18 protein-coding genes and 1 pseudogene are annotated in these 17841 nt (G+C 63.4%); 18 read left to right on the top strand and 1 reads right to left on the bottom strand.

The features are described 5' to 3' along the window. Nucleotides 1-25 precede the first annotated feature (25 nt). The 18 genes and pseudogenes from ACOOGG_RS14455 to ACOOGG_RS14540 all read left to right on the top strand — a co-directional run. The gene (locus tag ACOOGG_RS14455; protein ID WP_420436260.1) at nt 26-370 is read left to right on the top strand and encodes a YraN family protein; all 345 of its coding nucleotides are present in this window, start codon (nt 26-28) and stop codon (nt 368-370) included. Between the two features lie 146 nt (nt 371-516). Next, complete coding sequence (locus ACOOGG_RS14460; RefSeq protein WP_420436262.1) at nt 517-885, top strand: c-type cytochrome; 369 nt, start codon at nt 517-519, stop codon at nt 883-885. 144 nt (nt 886-1029) lie between these two features. Beyond that, complete coding sequence (locus ACOOGG_RS14465) at nt 1030-2565, top strand: YifB family Mg chelatase-like AAA ATPase (protein ID WP_420436264.1); 1536 nt, start codon at nt 1030-1032, stop codon at nt 2563-2565. A 7-nt stretch (nt 2566-2572) separates the two neighbouring features. Further along, entirely contained in the window at nt 2573-3703 is a 1131-nt protein-coding gene (gene dprA, locus ACOOGG_RS14470) for a DNA-processing protein DprA (RefSeq protein WP_420436266.1), read from the top strand. A 45-nt stretch (nt 3704-3748) separates the two neighbouring features. After that, nucleotides 3749-4657: a tyrosine-type recombinase/integrase gene (locus tag ACOOGG_RS14475; protein WP_420436268.1), complete on the top strand. Its 909-nt coding sequence runs from the start codon at nt 3749-3751 to the stop codon at nt 4655-4657. 49 nt (nt 4658-4706) lie between these two features. Beyond that, nucleotides 4707-5222, top strand: coding sequence for a murein hydrolase activator EnvC family protein (locus ACOOGG_RS14480; protein ID WP_420436270.1), 516 nt, complete (start codon nt 4707-4709; stop codon nt 5220-5222). A gap of 162 nt (nt 5223-5384) precedes the next feature. Then, entirely contained in the window at nt 5385-6278 is an 894-nt protein-coding gene (gene rpsB / locus ACOOGG_RS14485) for a 30S ribosomal protein S2 (protein ID WP_420436272.1), read from the top strand. Then, nucleotides 6275-7066 carry a translation elongation factor Ts gene (gene tsf, locus ACOOGG_RS14490; protein ID WP_420436274.1) on the top strand — a complete coding sequence of 264 codons (792 nt, stop codon included), beginning with the start codon at nt 6275-6277 and terminating at the stop codon, nt 7064-7066. Before rpsB ends, tsf begins: the two co-directional genes overlap by 4 nt. A 2-nt stretch (nt 7067-7068) precedes the next feature. Beyond that, nucleotides 7069-7812 carry a UMP kinase gene (gene pyrH / locus ACOOGG_RS14495; RefSeq protein ID WP_420436276.1) on the top strand — a complete coding sequence of 248 codons (744 nt, stop codon included), beginning with the start codon at nt 7069-7071 and terminating at the stop codon, nt 7810-7812. A gap of 24 nt (nt 7813-7836) precedes the next feature. After that, the gene (gene frr, locus ACOOGG_RS14500; protein WP_420436278.1) at nt 7837-8412 is read left to right on the top strand and encodes a ribosome recycling factor; all 576 of its coding nucleotides are present in this window, start codon (nt 7837-7839) and stop codon (nt 8410-8412) included. A gap of 24 nt (nt 8413-8436) precedes the next feature. Further along, nucleotides 8437-9729, top strand: a complete 1293-nt coding sequence (locus ACOOGG_RS14505; protein ID WP_420436280.1) for a phosphatidate cytidylyltransferase — start codon at nt 8437-8439, stop codon at nt 9727-9729. A gap of 30 nt (nt 9730-9759) precedes the next feature. Further along, on the top strand, nt 9760-10935 hold the full coding sequence (gene dxr / locus ACOOGG_RS14510) for a 1-deoxy-D-xylulose-5-phosphate reductoisomerase (protein ID WP_420436282.1): 1176 nt from the start codon (nt 9760-9762) through the stop codon (nt 10933-10935). A 96-nt stretch (nt 10936-11031) separates the two neighbouring features. Further along, nucleotides 11032-12243, top strand: a complete 1212-nt coding sequence (locus tag ACOOGG_RS14515; protein WP_420436284.1) for a M50 family metallopeptidase — start codon at nt 11032-11034, stop codon at nt 12241-12243. Nucleotides 12244-12303: 60 nt separating this feature from the next. Further along, the gene (ispG, locus tag ACOOGG_RS14520; protein ID WP_420436286.1) at nt 12304-13527 is read left to right on the top strand and encodes a flavodoxin-dependent (E)-4-hydroxy-3-methylbut-2-enyl-diphosphate synthase; all 1224 of its coding nucleotides are present in this window, start codon (nt 12304-12306) and stop codon (nt 13525-13527) included. A gap of 2 nt (nt 13528-13529) precedes the next feature. After that, nucleotides 13530-14978 (top strand): proline--tRNA ligase, encoded by a 1449-nt coding sequence (proS, locus tag ACOOGG_RS14525; RefSeq protein WP_420437615.1) that lies wholly within the window; start codon nt 13530-13532, stop codon nt 14976-14978. 167 nt (nt 14979-15145) lie between these two features. Next, complete coding sequence (gene rimP / locus ACOOGG_RS14530; RefSeq protein WP_420436288.1) at nt 15146-15628, top strand: ribosome maturation factor RimP; 483 nt, start codon at nt 15146-15148, stop codon at nt 15626-15628. Beyond that, the gene (gene nusA, locus ACOOGG_RS14535) at nt 15625-16788 is read left to right on the top strand and encodes a transcription termination factor NusA (protein WP_420436290.1); all 1164 of its coding nucleotides are present in this window, start codon (nt 15625-15627) and stop codon (nt 16786-16788) included. Before rimP ends, nusA begins: the two co-directional genes overlap by 4 nt. 176 nt (nt 16789-16964) lie before the next feature. Beyond that, nucleotides 16965-17087, top strand: a pseudogene (locus ACOOGG_RS14540) (translation initiation factor IF-2 N-terminal domain-containing protein); the annotation flags it as partial. Nucleotides 17088-17391: 304 nt separating this feature from the next. Here the strand turns inward: ACOOGG_RS14540 and ACOOGG_RS14545 are convergent. After that, complete coding sequence (locus ACOOGG_RS14545; RefSeq protein WP_420437667.1) at nt 17392-17799, bottom strand: hypothetical protein; 408 nt, start codon at nt 17797-17799, stop codon at nt 17392-17394. Nucleotides 17800-17841 lie beyond the last annotated feature (42 nt).

Consider the following 17841-nt stretch of genomic DNA (forward strand, 5'->3'; position numbering starts at 1 on the left):
CACCCGCTCTGCCTACGGTGGGGCAATGGCATACCGACAAGCGTTGGGCCGCTATGGCGAGGACCGTGCTGTGCGCTGGTATCGCCGCCAGGGTTTTCAGCTATTGGACCGCAACTGGCGGTGCAGCCGCGGCGAATTGGATGTGATCGTGCAACGCGGGTGCGTAGTCGCAGTGTGCGAGGTGAAAACTCGGTCTTCGCTGGCTTTCGGGTCGCCCGGGGAGGCGGTGGGCCGGGACAAACAGCGTCGGATACGCCGGTTGGCCGCCGAATGGTTGGCCGAGCAGGAAGGCATGGGGCCGGTGCAGATTCGATTCGATGTGGCCGAGGTGGTTGGCCGCGAGATCCGGGTAATCGAGTCGGCCTTCTAGCGGATTGCCCGCATCACGCCAGCACTGCCCACAGAATTAGACCGGCGCAAACCAGGAGACCCACGGCCACATACCAGTAGTCGAAGCGGGTGCGCTGCTGCTTTCGCGTGGGATCGAAGCCCATATTCCCCAGTATCGTCCTGAAGGTGGCTGTGAGGGAAGCTGGGATTGCTCTGCGATCGGCCGTCCTGGCCATTTGTCTGGTTGGGGCCGCTGGTTGCGGGTCGGGTTCTTCTCCCGAGGTGGGGGTGGGGCCCGACGGGACCCCTGATCCCGTCCTGGTGGCCGGTCGGGCCGTCTTCATCGACCGGTGCTCGTCGTGTCACGACGCCGATGGCAGCGGAACCAGCGATGGTCCGCGGTTGAATCGGGGTCGGCTGTTGGAGGGGTATCCCGACCCCGGCGATGCCGTTGCTGTGATTTCTGAGGGGCGAGACCGCATGCCGGCCTTTGGCGGGCTGCTGACGGCTGTCGAGGTCGATGCCGTGCTTCGCTACATCAACGACGTCCTTTGAGGATTGCGCCCTTTTGGGTCTATTAGGGAGCGGATGTCGCGGTGTAGTTGTCACCAACTGTCGGTATAGTTGTGGGAACGCCCGTGACCAGCGCAGGGGGTCACTCTCCAAGTACGAGGAATCACCCTCGAGAAGGCGCTGGCCGTGCTCGCCACCATCCCCGCCTCCGTTCTCTCTGGCATCACCGGGCACCCGGTCTCAGTGGAAGTCCACGTCTCGGTTGGACTGCCCACGTTCACCGTCGTCGGCCTGCCCGATGCCGCTTGCCGGGAAGCCCGTGACCGGGTTCGTGCCGCGCTGCTGTCCAGCGGCGTCAAATGGCCTCCAGGACGCATCACCGTCAACTTGGCACCTTCGGGGATTCGCAAAGAGGGTCCAGGGCTCGACCTGGCTATTGCCATGGGGGTGCTGGTGGCCGACGATCAGCTCCCCGCCGAGGCATTGGCCGACATAGCGTTCCTGGCTGAACTGGGGCTTGACGGTCGTCTTCGAGCAGTGCCCGGTGTGCTGCCCCAAGTGCGCTGTATGGAAGCCAACGCAATTGTGGTGGCTCCCGAGAGCGCCGTAGAAGCTGCCCTGGCCAATGGTCCTGTAGTTCGGGCGCCGTCAACGCTCCAAGAGCTCCTTTCCGCGCTTCGCGGCGAGGAAGCCTGGCCCGATCCTCCTGTGTCGGGTTTGGCGAATACGCGGGATGAGGCGGTGGACCTGGCTGACGTGAGGGGCCAACACATGGCTCGGTTGGGGCTGGAGGTGGCTGCGGCGGGCGGACATCACCTATTGATGATCGGTCCTCCGGGTGCGGGCAAGACCATGTTGGCGCGGCGACTCCCGGGGCTCCTTCCCCCCTTGGATGAGTCCACCGCCATTGAGGCCACCATGGTGCACTCCGCAACTGGGTTGGACCTGCCCTCCTCGGGGCTGATTCGCCGGGCCCCTTGGCAAGCACCCCACCACTCGGCTTCCATGATCGCTTTGGTGGGTGGCGGGAGCCGGGCATTGCGTCCGGGGGCGGTCAGCTGCGCCCATGGCGGCGTGCTGTTCTTGGACGAGATGGGGGAGTTCGCGCCCCAAGCCCTGGATGCGCTGCGCCAGCCACTCGAAGAGGGGGTGATCAGAGTCAATCGGGCCACGGCGGCGGCCTCGTTTCCCGCCCGCTTCCTGTTAGTGGGGGCAATGAATCCGTGTCCGTGTGGGGAGCTTGGACAGCCCGGCATGTGTCGTTGTACGCCTCTGGCCCGTTTGCGGTATGCCCGCCGGCTGAGTGGTCCACTATTGGACCGGTTCGACCTGAGGATTCATGTGGGGCGACCAGAAGTCAGCGACCTATTCGACGCCCCGCCGGGGGAATCCTCTGCTGAAGTGCGAAAAAGGGTGGATCAGGCTCGGGCAGCAGCCCGCGAACGCGGGGCGGCCTCCAACAGCGAGTTGCCGGACGACACATTGGATCATCAGGCCCCCCTTGATCCCGATGCCAAGAGCCTGTTCAGCCACGCCATCGCAGAAGGCCGTCTCACTGCGCGAGGGTTTCAGCGAGTTCGACGGGTCGCTCTCACCTTGGCCGACCTGGCTGGGCAGACGCCCCCGCTTACCGGTGAGATCGTCGCTGAAGCGCTGTTCATGCGGACCGAGCCGGTTACCGTGGCCCACGACCCTTGGACCCTCCCCAATGCCCGCCCGTAGGTTCGCATTGGCAGGGATCCCCGCCGAAGACGAAGACGATATGCCTGTGGAGGCCTGGCTCGCGGCGCTGGCGTCACTCCCCGCAGTGGGGCCCGCCCGACTGCGGGCCCTGCTGGCTATCGATACGCCGGCCGAATTGTGGATCAGATTGCAAGGCCCGCCTTCTCCTGAGCTTGCCGAGGTGGCCGGAAAGCGGGATCTATACAGGCAATGGCACCGCACCGCCATTGGCTTGGATGTTGCTCGTCTGTGGGCTCGGCACCGAGAGCACTGCGTTGGAGTGGCGGCTCTGGGCACCCCCGGGTATCCGGCAGTGCTGTGCGATGACTTGGAACCGCCCGCAGTTGTGTTCCACCAGGGAGATCCCCAAGTGGCCCACGGTCCCCGGGTGGCCATTGTCGGCACCCGAAGGTGCACTCGCTACGGCAGCGATGTGGCGTTCGAGCTGGGCCGGGACTTGGCGATGGCTGGTGTCGGCGTGGTCTCGGGTCTGGCTCTGGGCATCGACGCTGCAGCTCATGCTGGGGCTCTGGATGCCAAGGGTGCACCCCCGATTGCAGTGGTGGGCAACGGCATGGACAAGGCCTATCCCGAGCGCAACCGCGGTCTGTGGCGAGCAGTAGCGGAGCGGGGGCTGCTGTTGGGAGAGGCTCCCCTGGGTGCACCCCCTGAACGGTGGCGATTTCCGGCTCGAAACCGCATCATCGCGGCCCTCGCCGATGTGGTTGTGGTGGTGGAGTCCCATGCGTCGGGAGGGGCCATGCACACGGTGGCTGAGGCAGCTGCTCGAAATCGGGCCGTTCTAGCCGTCCCCGGACCGGTGAGAAGCTCCGCGTCTGATGGATGCCATGAGCTGCTGGCCGATGGCTGCGCTCCCTGCCGCGATGCTGACGATGTGCTGTTGGCTTTGGGCATGTCGGGTGCCGAAACAGTCCCATTGGACTCACGCCCCGACCCCGACGAGATTGGGCAGCAGGTGTTGGAAGCGCTGGGCTGGCAGCCCGCAGATGCCGAACAGATCCGGGTGCGCTCCGGGCTGGAAATGTCCCAGGTGGCCGGAGCGGTGGAAGGGTTGCGAGCTGCGGGCTGGGTGGCGGTTTCAGGACGTTGGATCGAGCGGGTGGGAATTCCCCGATGAGGTTGGCGTCGGGGTTGTAACCCACATCGGTAGTCTTGAGCTTTGATGGGATGGGATCTGGACGCCTTTGCTGCATCGGCTGCGTCGGTGAGCCAGGACACAGCGGCGATGTACTGCCGAGAAATGGCCGCCTTCGCCGAGTGGCTCGGGCAATCCCGGGTCGGGGCTTCTCCGGGCTCGGCCCGGGCAGCGGGACCAGGGGAAGTCGACCTCCGTGAGGTCCGGAGGTATCTGGCCCATCTGAGCGCACAGGGCTATGCCCGCAAGACAGTGGCCCGAAAGGCCTCGTCGTTGCGCCGCTACTTCCGCTGGGCTGAGCGTACTGGCCGGGTTGCTGCGGACCCAACGATCGGTGCCATGGTCCCGATCCGGGAGCGCCGATTGCCCCGAGTGCTGCGCTCCGAGGAATTGCGAACCCTGTTGGACCAGCCGCGGTCGGCGGTGGCCGGCGACAGCCGCGCTCGCCGCCAGCGTGACATCGCAGTGTTGGAGCTGCTGTACGGCAGTGGCCTCCGAGTCAGCGAGGTGTGCGCCATCCGCGCTGGGGATATCGACTGGGAGCGTCGACGGCTCACCGTGAACGGCAAAGGGTCCAAACAGCGGATCGTGCCGCTGAGCGAACCTGCCGCGGCCGCTCTATCAGAGTGGATGAGCGATGGCCGAGAGGAGATGGCCGACCCGTCTGTGGCCGAAGACGCGGTGTTCGTGAATCTGCGCGGTCGCCCGATAAATGCTCAGGCTGTCCGTCGGCTGGTGGATCGTCGGGCCAGCGTTCAGACCAATCCCCATGCCCTGCGCCACACCTTCGCCACTCACCTACTTGACGGTGGGGCCGACTTGCGGCAGGTGCAGGAGTTGTTGGGCCACGCTGATCTGGGATCCACGCAGATATACACCCACGTCAGTAGGGAACGGCTCCGCAACGTGATGGAAGACAGCCATCCTCGGGCTTGATAGCCTCATCGTCGCTTCCCCTTCCTGCTGAAAATCATGAGGAATCGCCATGGCGTGGGGATTGCGGATTGGCTGGGCGGGCTTGGCTGGGCTGGTTGCGGTGGTCAGCCCGACAGTGCCTGGGCAGTCGCCGCCAACAGAGGGCGTTTCTGTCCAGCAGGCCGAGGCGCCGGAGGAGTACCGGCCTCCAGTTGATGCCGAGGTGGTTGATCACTTTCGGCCTCCGGTGCACGTGGGGGCACCGGGCAATCGGGGATTGGAATACGATCCCGAGCCTGGGCAGCCAGTGTGGGCTTCCGCAGACGGCGAGGTTGTGTTCGCCGGCTCTGTGGCCTACAACCGGTTTGTCACCGTGCTCCACCGCGACGGGCTGCGCACTGCCTACAGCTATCTGGGCTGGATCGCCGTCGCAGAGGGCGACTGGGTGGAGTCTGGGCAGTTGTTGGGCACCACCTCTGAGCGGTTCTTCTTCAGTGTGAGGGCAGGAGATGATTATCTCGATCCGGGTTTGGTCCTGACCACCGGCCGTGTGCGACTGGTGTCCCATAGCGACCCCGACGGCTGAAGTCGGCTTTCTGCCTATGGCATAGGAGCATGAAGCGGCTATCGTTTGACCCGGCCTGGAAGCAGTTCCCGGCTGAAGGCAAATCACCGCCCGGGGCATCCCACGGTCGCCGTAAGGTGCTGACCCCGGGTTTCGCTGAACCGTTGGGAGAGGAGAATCACCATGGCGCCTGTAGTGACCATGCGTCAGCTGCTCGATGCCGGGGTCCACTTCGGACACCAGACCCGCCGATGGAATCCGAAGATGCAGCGTTTCATCTTCGGAGAGCGCAACGGCATCTACATCATCGATCTAACCCAGACGCTTGCCTACATTGAGACGGCCTACACCTATGTGCGCGATCTGGTGGCCAAAGGCGGACAAGTGCTGTTCGTGGGCACTAAGAAGCAGGCTCAAGACAGCGTCCAGAGCTACGCAGAGCGAGTGGGCATGCCCTATGTGAACGAGCGATGGTTGGGTGGCCTCCTAACCAATTTCGAGACCATCTCCAAGCGCATGGGCAAGATGAAGGAGTTCCAGCGGATGCGCAGTTCCGGCGAGTTGGACGTTATGCCCAAAAAAGAGGCCCTTCTTATTACCCGGGAGCTGGTGAAGCTGGAGCGCAATCTCAACGGTATTCGGGACTTGACCCGGCCGCCCGAAGCAGTGTTCGTGCTTGACACCAAAAAGGAGCACATCGCGGTCGCAGAGGCCAACAAGTTGAAGCTGCCGGTAATCGCAGTAGTGGACACGAATTGCGATCCGGATGTGATCCAATATGTGATTCCCGGCAATGACGATGCCATCCGTTCTGGTGAGCTGATGTGCCGGATTATCAGCGATGCTGTTCTCGAGGGGCGGTTCATCGCACAGGGCAATGCCGCTGCCAAGGCCCAACTCGATGTTGTGCCCCAGCCCGATATTGCACCACCGGCTGTTGCGGAGGCGTCGGCGGAAGAGGAGTCGACCCCGGCACAAGCCTCGGATCTGCAGGTTGCTGAGGTGGCCGAGCCGGCCGAACCCCAGGAGCAGGTTGCTGAGGTGGCCGAGCCGGCCGAACCCCAGGAGCAGGTGTGAGTTCATTTACCGCCCAAGACGTCAAGGCCCTGCGCCAGGCCACTGGCGCCGGAATGATGGACTGCAAGCGCGCCCTCACTGACAATGATGGCGACATGGAAGCCGCCACCCAGTGGTTGCGGGAGAAGGGCATGGCCAAGGCCGCCGCTCGGGCCGATCGGGCCAGCGACCAGGGAGCAGTGGCGCTTGCCGTAGACGGCGATGCCGCCGCCATCGTAGAGCTTCGCTGCGAGACTGACTTCTCCGCCAAGGCTGACGATTTCACAGCCTTGGCCGCCGAGTTGGCCCAACTCGTGCTCGCTGAGGGCGAAGACTCGGTAGAAGCCCGCAAGGGAGACATCGAGGACCTGAGCCTGGCCAAGAAGGAGAATGTTCGATTGGGCAAGGTCGTCAAGGTCCAGGCCGCCGATGGCAATATCCTGGACACCTACCTCCACACCCAGGATGGCCGTGGGACCAGCGCAGTGGTGGTTGAGGTCCGCGGCATGACTCAAGAACTGGCCCACGAAATTGCCCTCCACATCGCCTTTGCCAAGCCCTCGGTACTGCACCGAGACGATGTCGATCCCGAAGAAGTAGAGCGGGAGCGAATTTCGCTGACCGAGATGACAAAGGCCGAGGGCAAGCCAGAACAGGCTTGGGACAAGATCGTCACCGGCCGTCTGCGGGCGTGGTACGCCGAGCGAGTGCTGCTGGAGCAGGGCATGTTCGGGGAGAAGGAGACCGTACAGTCCCGGATGGGAGACGGAGTCATCATCCGGTTCGAGTTAGCGGCCATCGGCAGTTAGCGGTGATCGACGACGGCGGAACCAGACGATCGGGACGGTGGGATCGGATCGTCTTGAAGCTCTCCGGAGAGGCCTTTGCTGGAGAATCCAGCTACGGCATTGACGGGGAGATAGCCGTTCAGATCGCGACCGAGATCGTCAAAGTCAGGTCGGAATTTGAAGTGGATGTGGCCGTCGTGGTGGGTGGCGGCAACATCTGGCGGGGAATGACGGGAGCGGGCTCGGGCATGGACCGGGCCCAAGCCGACTACATGGGGATGCTGGCAACGGTCATAAACGCCCTCGCTCTTCAAGACACCCTTGAGCGGCTGGGTCAGCCCACCCGAGTGCAGACCGCCATTGGCATGGCCCAAGTGGCCGAGCCGTACATCCGGAGAAGGGCTATCCGCCACCTGGAGAAAGGCCGGGTGGTTATCTTTGCCGCCGGAACCGGCAATCCGTTCTTCACCACCGACACAGCGGCCGCTTTGCGGGCAGTGGAGATAGAGGCTGGCGTTCTGTTGAAAGGCACCCATAGCGGCACAGATGGGGTCTATACCGCTGATCCTCGGACCAATCCCGATGCCGAGAAATTGGACGAGGTCAGATACCTGGATGTGCTGTCCCAGGGATTGAAGGCCATGGACAGCACCGCGGTTTCGCTGTGCATGGACAATGAATTGCCTATTGTGGTGTTTGATCTCATGGCACCGGGAAACGTCCTTGCCATACTCGATGGTCAGCCGATCGGTACTCTGGTGTCGTGAGGGATCCCTGGGAATGCTGCTGGAATGACGACCGGCGATGAGTTGACCGACTTGGTGGTGGCCGAGGCCGGAGAGCGCATGGACTCGGCTGTCCATCACACCCGCCAACAGTTCGCTACTGTCAGGACTGGCCGAGCTTCTCCTGCACTGTTCGAGAGGTTCCTCGTGGACTATTACGGCACTGAAGTGCCGCTTCAGCAGTTGGCCAGCTTCAGCGTCCCAGAGGCACAGCTTCTTGTGATCTCCCCCTTTGACAAGGGTTCCATTTCCGCTATAGAGCGGGCCATCATCCAGGGTGACCTCGGGCTCAATCCCAGCAATGACGGCAACGTGGTGCGGCTGACATTTCCACCGCTGACTGAAGAACGCCGTCGCGAGTTGGTCAGAATGGTCAAGCAGATGGCCGAAGACGGACGAGTGGCAATTCGGAACACCCGTCGCAGCAGTCGTCACGAAATCGACCAGCTCAGCAAGGGTGGCGATGTATCCGAGGACATAGCTGCCCGGGCCGAGAAAGAACTTGACCATCTAACCCACGACCATGAGCAGCTCATCAACGATGCACTGGGCGTCAAAGAGCAAGAGCTGCTCGAGATCTAACCTGCCTAACTCCTGGAGGGGCCAGTGGACGACGACAATCCTTTCCAAAGACCGAATGACCCCGCCGAAGGGTCGCCGGACGACGAGCAGGCCATGTTCTTGGACGACCTGACTTCGTTTTTCGACGAGGAAGAGGAAGAACCTGGCCTGCCTCGTTGGGGTGAGTCCGCTGACGATGAAGAGGCTGTCGACGAGGACGTCGATGAGGAATGGGACAGCCTGGCTGACGCAACCCCCCGATGGCGTGACGACTCCGATGACTCCCCGTCCGAAGACCAGCCGGAGATGGCCTCAGTCAGCCATCAAACCGAGAGCACAAGCGTCTTCGAGGATCCTGAGCCCGCTGCGGCAGTGGAGTTTCCCTCGGTTGACCGGGTGGACGAGGTCCTTTCCCTGGACATTCCAGAGTCTTCCGGCATGCCCGGCATCGCCGAACCCTCGGAAGCGCTGCTGTCCCAACCGCCTTATCCGATGACAGAGTCGCGAGTTCCACCTCGTGAGGGCAATACGCTTATCTCCATCGCGGTGGGATTGTTGCTGGGCGGCATTGTCCTCGGTGCAATCGCATTGGGTGAGGAGGCCACCCTCGCCATTCTCACCATCGCCCTGCTGCTGGCCGCGGCTGAGTGGTTCACCAGCTTGCGGCACGCTGGCTTCCAGCCGCCATCGTTGTTGGGCTTAGCCGCAGTGGTGGCCATGCCGCTGGCAGCTTATTGGCGAGGTGCCGACGGCATCGTGCTGGTTCTGGTGTTCGCCCTCTTCGGCGCGGGCCTGTGGTACGTGGGCGGTGTGGGGCACGACCGCCCTCTCTCCAACCTCGGAGCCACACTGTTCGGGATTGTCTACATCGGTGTGGCCGGGGCCTTTGGCGGGTTACTGCTGGATATGCCCGACGGCCGCGAGCTGGTGCTGAGCGCGGTGATCTTGACCGTGGCCCATGATGTCGGCGCCTTCGCCGTCGGACGGGCTGCTGGTCGCACCCCGCTGTCTAAGGCCAGCCCGAACAAGACGGTTGAGGGCCTAATTGGCGGCACGATCGCCACGATCGCGGCCGCATTGGTGTTTATCTCCATACTGGAGATCGGTCCCTTCGGGGACGGGCTTGGATCTCGCTCCGACGGAGTGGTCTTGGGCATCGTGGTTGCCGTTGTGGCTCCGCTGGCCGACCTCATGGAATCGGCTATCAAGCGGGACCTCGGGATCAAAGACATGGGATCTCTGCTCCCCGGCCATGGCGGGATGCTGGACCGCATTGATGCCTTGCTATTCGTGCTTCCAGCCACCTACTTCACCGCCTTGATGCTTGAGGTGGTCTGAGCCGTCGGGGAATCCCGAAGTGTTTCGCCCATGACCTCCCTGTCATTGCTTGGATCCACCGGCTCGATTGGAGTCCAGACGCTGGATGTGGTGCGGTCCGAACCCGGCGTCTGGGACGTGGTGGCATTGGGTGCTGGTAGCTCCACCGACCAGTTAGCGGCCCAAGCCCAGGAGTTTCAACCCCGACTTGTGGTGGTGGGTGACTCTGAGCGGGTCACAGAGGTACAGGAGGCGCTACCGGGAATTTCGGTGTCAAGCGGTACCTCGGCCCTGGCCGAAGCGGCTGCAATGGGAGAAGTGGTGGTCAACGGGGTCGTCGGATTTGCTGGTTTGCCGGTGACCCTAGCGGCCCTTGAGGCTGGCCGGCGCTTGGCTCTGGCCAACAAGGAGTCACTGATTGCCGCCGGTCCTGTTGTCCAGAGGGCCCGCCAAACACCTGGCGCCGAGCTGCTCCCGGTGGATAGCGAGCACTGCGCCGTACACCAATGCCTGCGGGCCAACGACGTATTCACCTCGGAAGCGGGAATGGAGCGCGTACATCGCATTGTGCTCACGGCCAGCGGCGGGCCTTTCAGGGGTCGGACGCGCGATGAGTTGGCTGATGTGACGGTGGAGCACGCGTTGGCCCATCCCACTTGGAGTATGGGACCCAAGATCACGGTGGACTCCTCCACGCTGATGAACAAGGGCTTGGAGGTGATCGAAGCCAACGAGCTGTTCGGCTTGGACTATGACTGCATCGAGGTCGTGGTCCATCCCCAGTCGGTGGTCCACTCCATGGTGGAGTACACCGACGGCGCCACCATCGCCCAGCTCTCCCTGCCCGACATGCGACTGTGCATCGGCTATGCCATGGCCTATCCCGACCGCATAGCCACTCCGTTTGGCCGCATCGACTGGGCCGAGCTTCGCCGGCTGGACTTCGAGCCCCCCGATATCGATGCGTTCCCCTGCTTGGAGTTGGCCTACATAGCCGGGCGCATGGGCGAGACCGCGCCTGCCCTTTTGAATGCGGCCAACGAAGTGGCCGTGCAGGCTTTTCTCGATGAGCGGATACGATGGACGGCAATCCCAGAGGTATTGGAGACGGTCCTCGGCGGCCACGACGGCACCGAGGCTGACTCCCTGGAGGCGGTCATGGAGATCGACGGCAAAGCGCGTGCTGCGGCCGAGTACGTCGTCGGTTGCCAGTACGCCCGCGGTTGAGCCATGCCCTCACATCACTCTCGAAGTGAGGGGCCTCTGAATTCTCCGCTCACCAGCTTGCAGGCCTCACGAGATCGCTGGGGAGGACTGGCGCTAGTGGCGGGTCTGCTCGTCTTGGTGCAGGTGGCTTGGGGGCTGCCGATGCTGATCGTGGTGCTGGCCGTCATCAGCATGATCTTTCTGCACGAGCTGGGCCACTACCTCACTGCCCGGTCCGCGGGCATGAAAGTCACCGAGTTCTTCTTGGGGTTCGGGCCCCGGTTGTGGTCGGTGCGCCGGGGGGAGACGGTCTACGGCCTCAAGGCGATCCCCGTCGGCGCCTATGTGCGGATCATCGGGATGAACAATCTCGAAGAGGTTTCCCCTGCTGAAGAGCACCGCACCTATCGCAGCAAGCCCTACTGGCGGCGGTTGTCCGTGGCGGTGGCCGGATCCACCGTCCATTTCCTGTTGGCGCTGATCCTGATTTTCTCCTTCCTGGTGGTAGGGGGGAGGACTGAGGCTGTTCCTTCCCCTGACTGGACGGTGACCGGGGTGATGCAGGGCACGCCCGCGGACCGAGCCGGCTTGATGCCGGGCGATCGCATTACGTCGGTCAACGGCAGCCCAGTGACAACCATGGTTGACATGGTGGAGGTCTTGCCCGAACCGGGATCGTCGGTGATCCTGGTGGTCCAGCGCGGCGGCGACGCGTTGGTCCGCTCGCTGACGCTCGGTGCCCATCCGGAAGATTCCAGCCGGGGGTATGTCGGTATTGCCTCGGGGACGGCACAGTTGCGCCAATCTGTGGAGGTCGGCTACCTCGAGGCAGTACCCGATACGCTGGACGAGTTCGGCTTCCTCGTCAAAGAGTCAGTCCTGGGCATCGGCAGATTCTTCTCACCCAGCGGGCTCAGCAACTTTTTCCGAGATGTGGCCGACCAACCTACCCAACAGGGCATTACTCCCATTGATAGCGGCGTCACGACTGCGGTGCCATCGGACGACCAAGGCCGCGTGATCTCGATCTTTGGCGCGCTCCGAATCGGTGCTGACCTCACCGAGAACGGCTATGGGAACTTGCTACTGTTCTTGGCGCTGTTGAACGTGTTTATCGGAGTCTTCAACCTGATTCCGCTTCTTCCCTTCGACGGAGGCCATGTGGTGATCGCCACCTATGAGCGCCTCCGGTCCTGGCGAGGCCGTCGATACACCGCCGACGTTTCCAAGATGGTGCCGGTGGCCTACGCCGTGATCTTGATTTTGGGCTTTGTCTTCATCGGGTCCGTTTATCTTGACTTCACTGATCCAGTGGAGCTTCCGAGCTGAGGTAGGTGATGGACATGGGTGAATACGAGTGCCCCGAACCGGGCATGACAAGCTAATACCGTGGAAGTCCAGGCAGCCTTCGAGCGGCAACCTACCCGCCGGATTTATGTCGGTGATGTAGCCGTGGGCGATGGCGCGCCGATCACGGTCCAGTCGATGACCACCACCCGCACCGCCGATGTGGAGGGCACGCTTCAGCAGATTTACGCCCTGGCTGCAGCCGGTGCCGACATAGTGCGCTGCACGTGCAACGAGATCGAAGCTGCCGAGGGGCTGGCCCAGATCGTGCCCCGCTCTCCCGTGCCCATCGTGGCCGACATCCACCACCAGTACCGCATGGCGCTGGCCGCGTTGGATGCCGGCGTCCAGTGCCTGAGGCTGAACCCCGGCAATATCCGCAAGCCCGAGCACATCCAGGCGGTGGCCTCGGAGTGCCGGGACCGGGGGGTACCCATCCGCATCGGGGTGAACGGGGGATCGCTTCACCCAGACTTGTACCGCAAATACGGTGACCGGGTTACGCCCGAGGCCATGGTGGAGTCGGCCCAAACGGAGCTCGACTACTTCGCAGATGTGGGCTTCGAAGACGTCAAGATCTCAGTCAAGGCGTCAAGCGTGCCCTTGATGATCGAGGCCTATCGCCAGCTGAGTGAGGTCACCGACCATCCCCTGCATTTGGGGGTGACCGAGGCGGGGCCGCCGCCGGTGGGGTTGATCAAGTCCACCGCGGGCATCGGCACGCTGTTGGCCGAGGGTATCGGCGACACCATCCGCTACAGCCTCACCGCTGATCCGGTGCAAGAGGCCAAAGCCGGTCGCCAGCTTCTGGAATCGCTGGGCTTGCGGGAGCGAAAGAACGTCGACCTCATCGCCTGTCCGAGCTGCGGTCGAGCGGAGATAGATGTGTACGCAGTGGCCGAGCAGGCCATGGAGGCGTTCGGCGACCGGGAGATCCCCCTTCAGGTGGCAGTCATGGGCTGTGTGGTCAATGGGCCCGGCGAGGCCCGCGACGCCGATATCGGCATAGCGGCGGGCAATAAGCGGGGCCACTTGTTTGTGAAGGGCCGTAACGTTGCAGTAGTGGCCGAGGAGAACATGGTGAGCTCACTGGTGGAGTGGGCCGAGCTGATTCACGAGCATGGCGCCGAGACTGCATTGGCCAGAGCCGATACCGTGGCCGCCGCCCGGGAGGCCGAGCGGGACCGCAGCCGTCTGCTGGCCGAGCAGGACGACGATGCCAACCAGGCCAGTGAGAAAATCGAATTGATCCGCAGGAGAGCGTGACGATGGCCAAACAGGGGGTGCTCACCCCGCAGCACGAGGACTTCCCTCGCTGGTACCAGGACATTCTCAACAAAGCCGAACTGGCCGACAACGGGCCGGTGCGGGGGACCATGGTGATCCGGCCTTACGGATATGCTCTGTGGGAGCGGATGCAGGCCGAGGTTGATCAGCGCATCAAGGCCGCTGGGGCCGACAACGCCTATTTCCCGCTGTTCATTCCCGAGAGCTACCTGAACCGGGAGTCCGACCATGTGGAGGGCTTCAGCCCCGAATTGGCGGTGGTCACCCAGGGCGGGGGTCGGGAGCTGGCTGAGCCGGTGGTGGTGCGTCCCACCAGTGAGACCATCATCAACGCCTACTTCTCCAAATGGGTGCAGAGCCATCGCGATCTGCCGCTGCTGATCAACCAGTGGGCCAACGTGGTCCGCTGGGAGATGCGACCCCGGATATTCCTGCGGACCACGGAGTTCCTGTGGCAAGAAGGCCACACGGCCCACGCCACCCGCCAGGAGGCCCGGGACTACGCGGCGATGATCCTCCACGAGGTGTATAAGGACTTCATGGAGTCGGTGCTGGCCATCCCCGTGCTCATCGGGTACAAGACCGAAGCCGAGCGATTCCCCGGGGCCATCAATTCCATGTGCCTCGAAGGGATGATGCGCGACGGCAAGGCCCTCCAGATGGGGACATCCCATGAGCTGGGCCAAAGCTTCGCCACCATGTTCGACATCACCTACCTCGATGCTGAGGGGAACCAGGCCCATGTGTGGCAGACCTCCTGGGGGGTTTCGTCTCGCATGGTGGGCGGGTTGATCATGGCCCATGGAGATGACCAGGGGCTGGTGGTCCCACCCCGGTTGGCGCCCATACAGGTCGCGGTCATAGCCGTGCGCGAGGCCGACGGGGTTGTGGATGCCTGCCATCGGCTGGCCGACGAACTGGCGGCATCCGGGGTTCGGGTTAAGGTGGACGCCCGGACGGGAACCGGATTCGGTCGCAGGGCCACCGACTGGGAACTGAAGGGCGTGCCCGTCCGGGTGGAGATCGGACCGCGAGACCTTGAGCAGGATCAGGCTACGCTGGTGTCCCGGATTGGCGGCCACAAACAGGGGGCAACCCAAGGCGATGGGCTGGCCTCAAAGCAGACGGTCAGTCTCTCTGAGGCGCCCAAGCAAGTGGCATCGCTGCTGGACGGTATTCAAGAGCGAATTCTTTCTGGTGCCACCGCGTGGCGAGACTCCCAGATTGCCGAGGCGGCCACCCTGGCCGAGGTGCGAGAGGCGGCGGCCACCGGATTCGCTCGAATTCCGTGGGCCAATCTCGGCCCGGATGGCGAGGCCACTCTCGCCGAGGACGCGGTCACCGTACGGTGTTTGCAGCGTCCCGACGGATCCCTGCCCCACAGCGGCGAGGAGCCCGATCTGGTGGCTGTCTGCGGCCGCAGCTACTGAGAAACGCTTTGCTTCTGTAACGACTTCGTGGCTTCAACCGGGTAAGATCGAAAATGCATCGTCGATCTCTTTTGCCGGGTGAGGCGTGGGCTCCGGCCCACGCCTTCTGACTTTGAGGGGCGGCGAGAAAATCGGTCCAGTGCCAGTCCGGGAAAGGAGTGAGCAAGATGTCAGTGGCAGACGACGTGCACGATTTGCTTGCCCCTCTATTCCAGGGGAGGGGCTTGGAGGTGTACGACCTGAGGTACGGCGGTGGAGTGCTTCGCATAATCGTGGACAAGCCGGGCGGGGTCAGCTTGGACGAGGTGGCCGACGCTTCCAAAGTGGCATCCCGCCTGCTGGACGATCACGACATGGTGCAGGGCCGGTACACCCTGGAGATCTCCAGCCCTGGCTTGGAGCGCCCGCTGCGCCGACCTGAGCACTATAACCAGGCCATGGGTGAGACGGTGAGCATCAAGCTCGGCCCCCACATTGATGGCGCCCGCCGGATCCAAGGTGTGTTGATGGGCAGCGACGATGAGGGGATAACCGTTGATGTAGACGGAGTTCCCCGTCGAATGGTTTATGGCGATATAGCCAAGGCCAAGACCGTTTTTGAGTGGGGTCCGATGTCAGAGAAGAATCTGAAGGAGAAGAGCAGCCGATGAATCCTGACATGCTAGAAGCCCTCCAGGCGCTAGCCGCCGACAAAGGCATCTCGGTAGATGCTCTGCTGGCCGCGCTGGCCGATGCCCTTGAATCAGCCTACAAGCGAATGCCCAATAGCGAGGAATACGCCTGGGTCACCATCAATCCCGAGACCGCCGACATCCAGGTCTTCGCTCAGAAGCTGGATGAGTTCGGAGAGCCTATCGGGGAGCCGTTTGACGTCACGCCGGATGGCTTTGGCCGTATTGCCGCGCAAACAGCCAAGCAGGTCATGATGCAGCGGATCCGCGAGGTGGAGCGGGAGTTGAAGTACGAGGAGTACGCCGGCCGGGAGGGCGACATCGTCACCGGCATCATCCAACAAAACGATGCCCGCTACACCCTGTTGGACCTGGGACGGGTAGAGGCTCTCTTGCCCCAAGCTGAGCAGGTCCCCTTCGAGCGTCCGGATGCCAACAGCCGCCTCAAGGCATACATCGTGGAGGTGCGGAAGACGGCCAAGGGGCCCCAGATTGTGGTCAGCCGCACTCATCCGGGACTGATCAAGCGGTTGTTCGAATTGGAAGTGCCCGAGATAGCCGATGGTGTGGTGGAGATCAGAGCCTGTGCTCGGGAGCCGGGTCATCGCACCAAGATCGCAGTGTCGTCCAACGATACGAACGTGGATCCGGTGGGTGCTTGTGTGGGTGCTCGGGGCGCTCGAGTGCGCATGGTGGTCAATGAGCTGCGAGGGGAGAAGATCGACATTGTTCCCTTTGCCGACGACCCGGCTGATTTTGTGGCTAAGGCGCTGTCGCCGGCCAAGATCAAAGAGGTCAACATCGATGAGGAGACCGGAGTGGCCGAGGTGGTGGTGCCCGACTATCAGCTCTCACTGGCAATCGGCAAGGAAGGCCAGAATGCTCGGTTGTCCGCTCGGCTGACCGGGTGGCGAATCGACATCAAGAGCGAGACCCAATTGGCCCAAGAGGCCGCTTACGAAGATACGGAATGGGCCGAGGGTGAATGGGTGGTAGACGAGGCAACTGGTGAGCAGGTATGGCGTCCTGCTGAGGGAGGGCCAGAGCTATCGGCTGAGGAGTGGGCTGCGGAAGGCAGCGAGAGAGCCCCGACTGAGGAGGTGGAGGTAGCTCCAGAGAGCGTTCCTTCTCTGGAGTAGTGGCAGCGAGGGTGCTCCGATTGAGGAGATGGAAGGGGCTCTAGCGGACTCGCCTTCCCTGGAGTAGCGGCCCATGCCTTGGATTGGCTTCGAAATCTGAGCGCTGGGCGTGAGAATATGGAAATCCGACCCATAGGAGTCGGCCGCGCATTGCGGACAGACCAAGAAAGAGCTTTTTGCCAGCAAAAATTCGGGTTTACGAGCTAGCTCGTGAGCTCGGTCTCCCAAACAAGGAAACGCTTGATCTCTGTGTGCAGCTGGGGATCGGCGTCAACAGCCACTCATCGAGCATCGTGGATGCTCAAGCGGACCGCGTCCGCCGCCGGGCACATCGTGATGGCCTAATTCGTCCGCCGGAGCCGGAGCCGGATCCCGAGCCGGTTGCGGTGGAGCCGGACCCCGAGCCGGAGCCGGAGCCCGAGCCGGTTGCGGTGGAGCCGGACCCCGAGCCGGAGCCGGTTGCGGTGGAGCCCGAGCCGGTTGCGGTGGAGCCGGACCCCGAGCCGGAGCCGGTTGCGGTGGAGCCCGAGCCGGTTGCGGTGGAGCCAGACCCCGAGCCGGAGCCGGTTGCAGAGGAGCCCAAGCCGAAACCGGCGCGAGTGGTCACCTCCAGTGGAGGGATACCGCCTCGGCCTCGCCCGGCTGCGCCATTGTCAGAGCCTTCCTTGCCCGCAGCCCCCCAAACACCTCCCCGGCCAGCACCAAGACCCGCTGCCGAGACACCCGCTGCCGAGGCGCCCGCGGTCCAGCCCGCCGCTTCCACCCCCCCGACCAGTCCTCCGCTTTCCCGCTCGGGCAAGCCCATTCCGCCGCCTCCCGGCCAGCCTCCGGTGTCTTCTTCGGGCAAGCCCATCCCGCCCCCTCCCGGCCGGGGTGGGCGGGGTCCGGCCCCCAGTCCCCGAAGGGGTCCTCGCGGTTCTGTCCGGCCAGCAGGTGGTTCTCATGGGCCAAGCACGAGTTCACCGGGCCGAGCTCCGGCACCAATAGGCACACGCGGCCCCGCGGGTGCACTCAGTGGGCCTCCCAGTGGAGCTGGAGGTCCAGGAGGGCGGG

It is taken from the genome of Candidatus Poriferisocius sp., assembly GCF_965214065.1.
Classification (GTDB): domain Bacteria; phylum Actinomycetota; class Acidimicrobiia; order Acidimicrobiales; family Bin134; genus Poriferisocius.

Excerpts from the sequence above, each read along its gene's own strand:
- ACOOGG_RS14455 (WP_420436260.1), top strand. The coding sequence starts at position 26 with ATGGCATACCGACAAGCGTTGGGCCGCTATGGCGAGGACCGTGCTGTG.
- ACOOGG_RS14475 (WP_420436268.1), top strand. The coding sequence starts at position 3,749 with ATGGGATGGGATCTGGACGCCTTTGCTGCATCGGCTGCGTCGGTGAGC.
- ACOOGG_RS14480 (WP_420436270.1), top strand. The coding sequence starts at position 4,707 with ATGGCGTGGGGATTGCGGATTGGCTGGGCGGGCTTGGCTGGGCTGGTT.
- rpsB (WP_420436272.1), top strand. The coding sequence starts at position 5,385 with ATGGCGCCTGTAGTGACCATGCGTCAGCTGCTCGATGCCGGGGTCCAC.
- frr (WP_420436278.1), top strand. The coding sequence starts at position 7,837 with ATGACGACCGGCGATGAGTTGACCGACTTGGTGGTGGCCGAGGCCGGA.
- dxr (WP_420436282.1), top strand. The coding sequence starts at position 9,760 with ATGACCTCCCTGTCATTGCTTGGATCCACCGGCTCGATTGGAGTCCAG.
- proS (WP_420437615.1), top strand. The coding sequence starts at position 13,530 with ATGGCCAAACAGGGGGTGCTCACCCCGCAGCACGAGGACTTCCCTCGC.
- rimP (WP_420436288.1), top strand. The coding sequence starts at position 15,146 with ATGTCAGTGGCAGACGACGTGCACGATTTGCTTGCCCCTCTATTCCAG.
- nusA (WP_420436290.1), top strand. The coding sequence starts at position 15,625 with ATGAATCCTGACATGCTAGAAGCCCTCCAGGCGCTAGCCGCCGACAAA.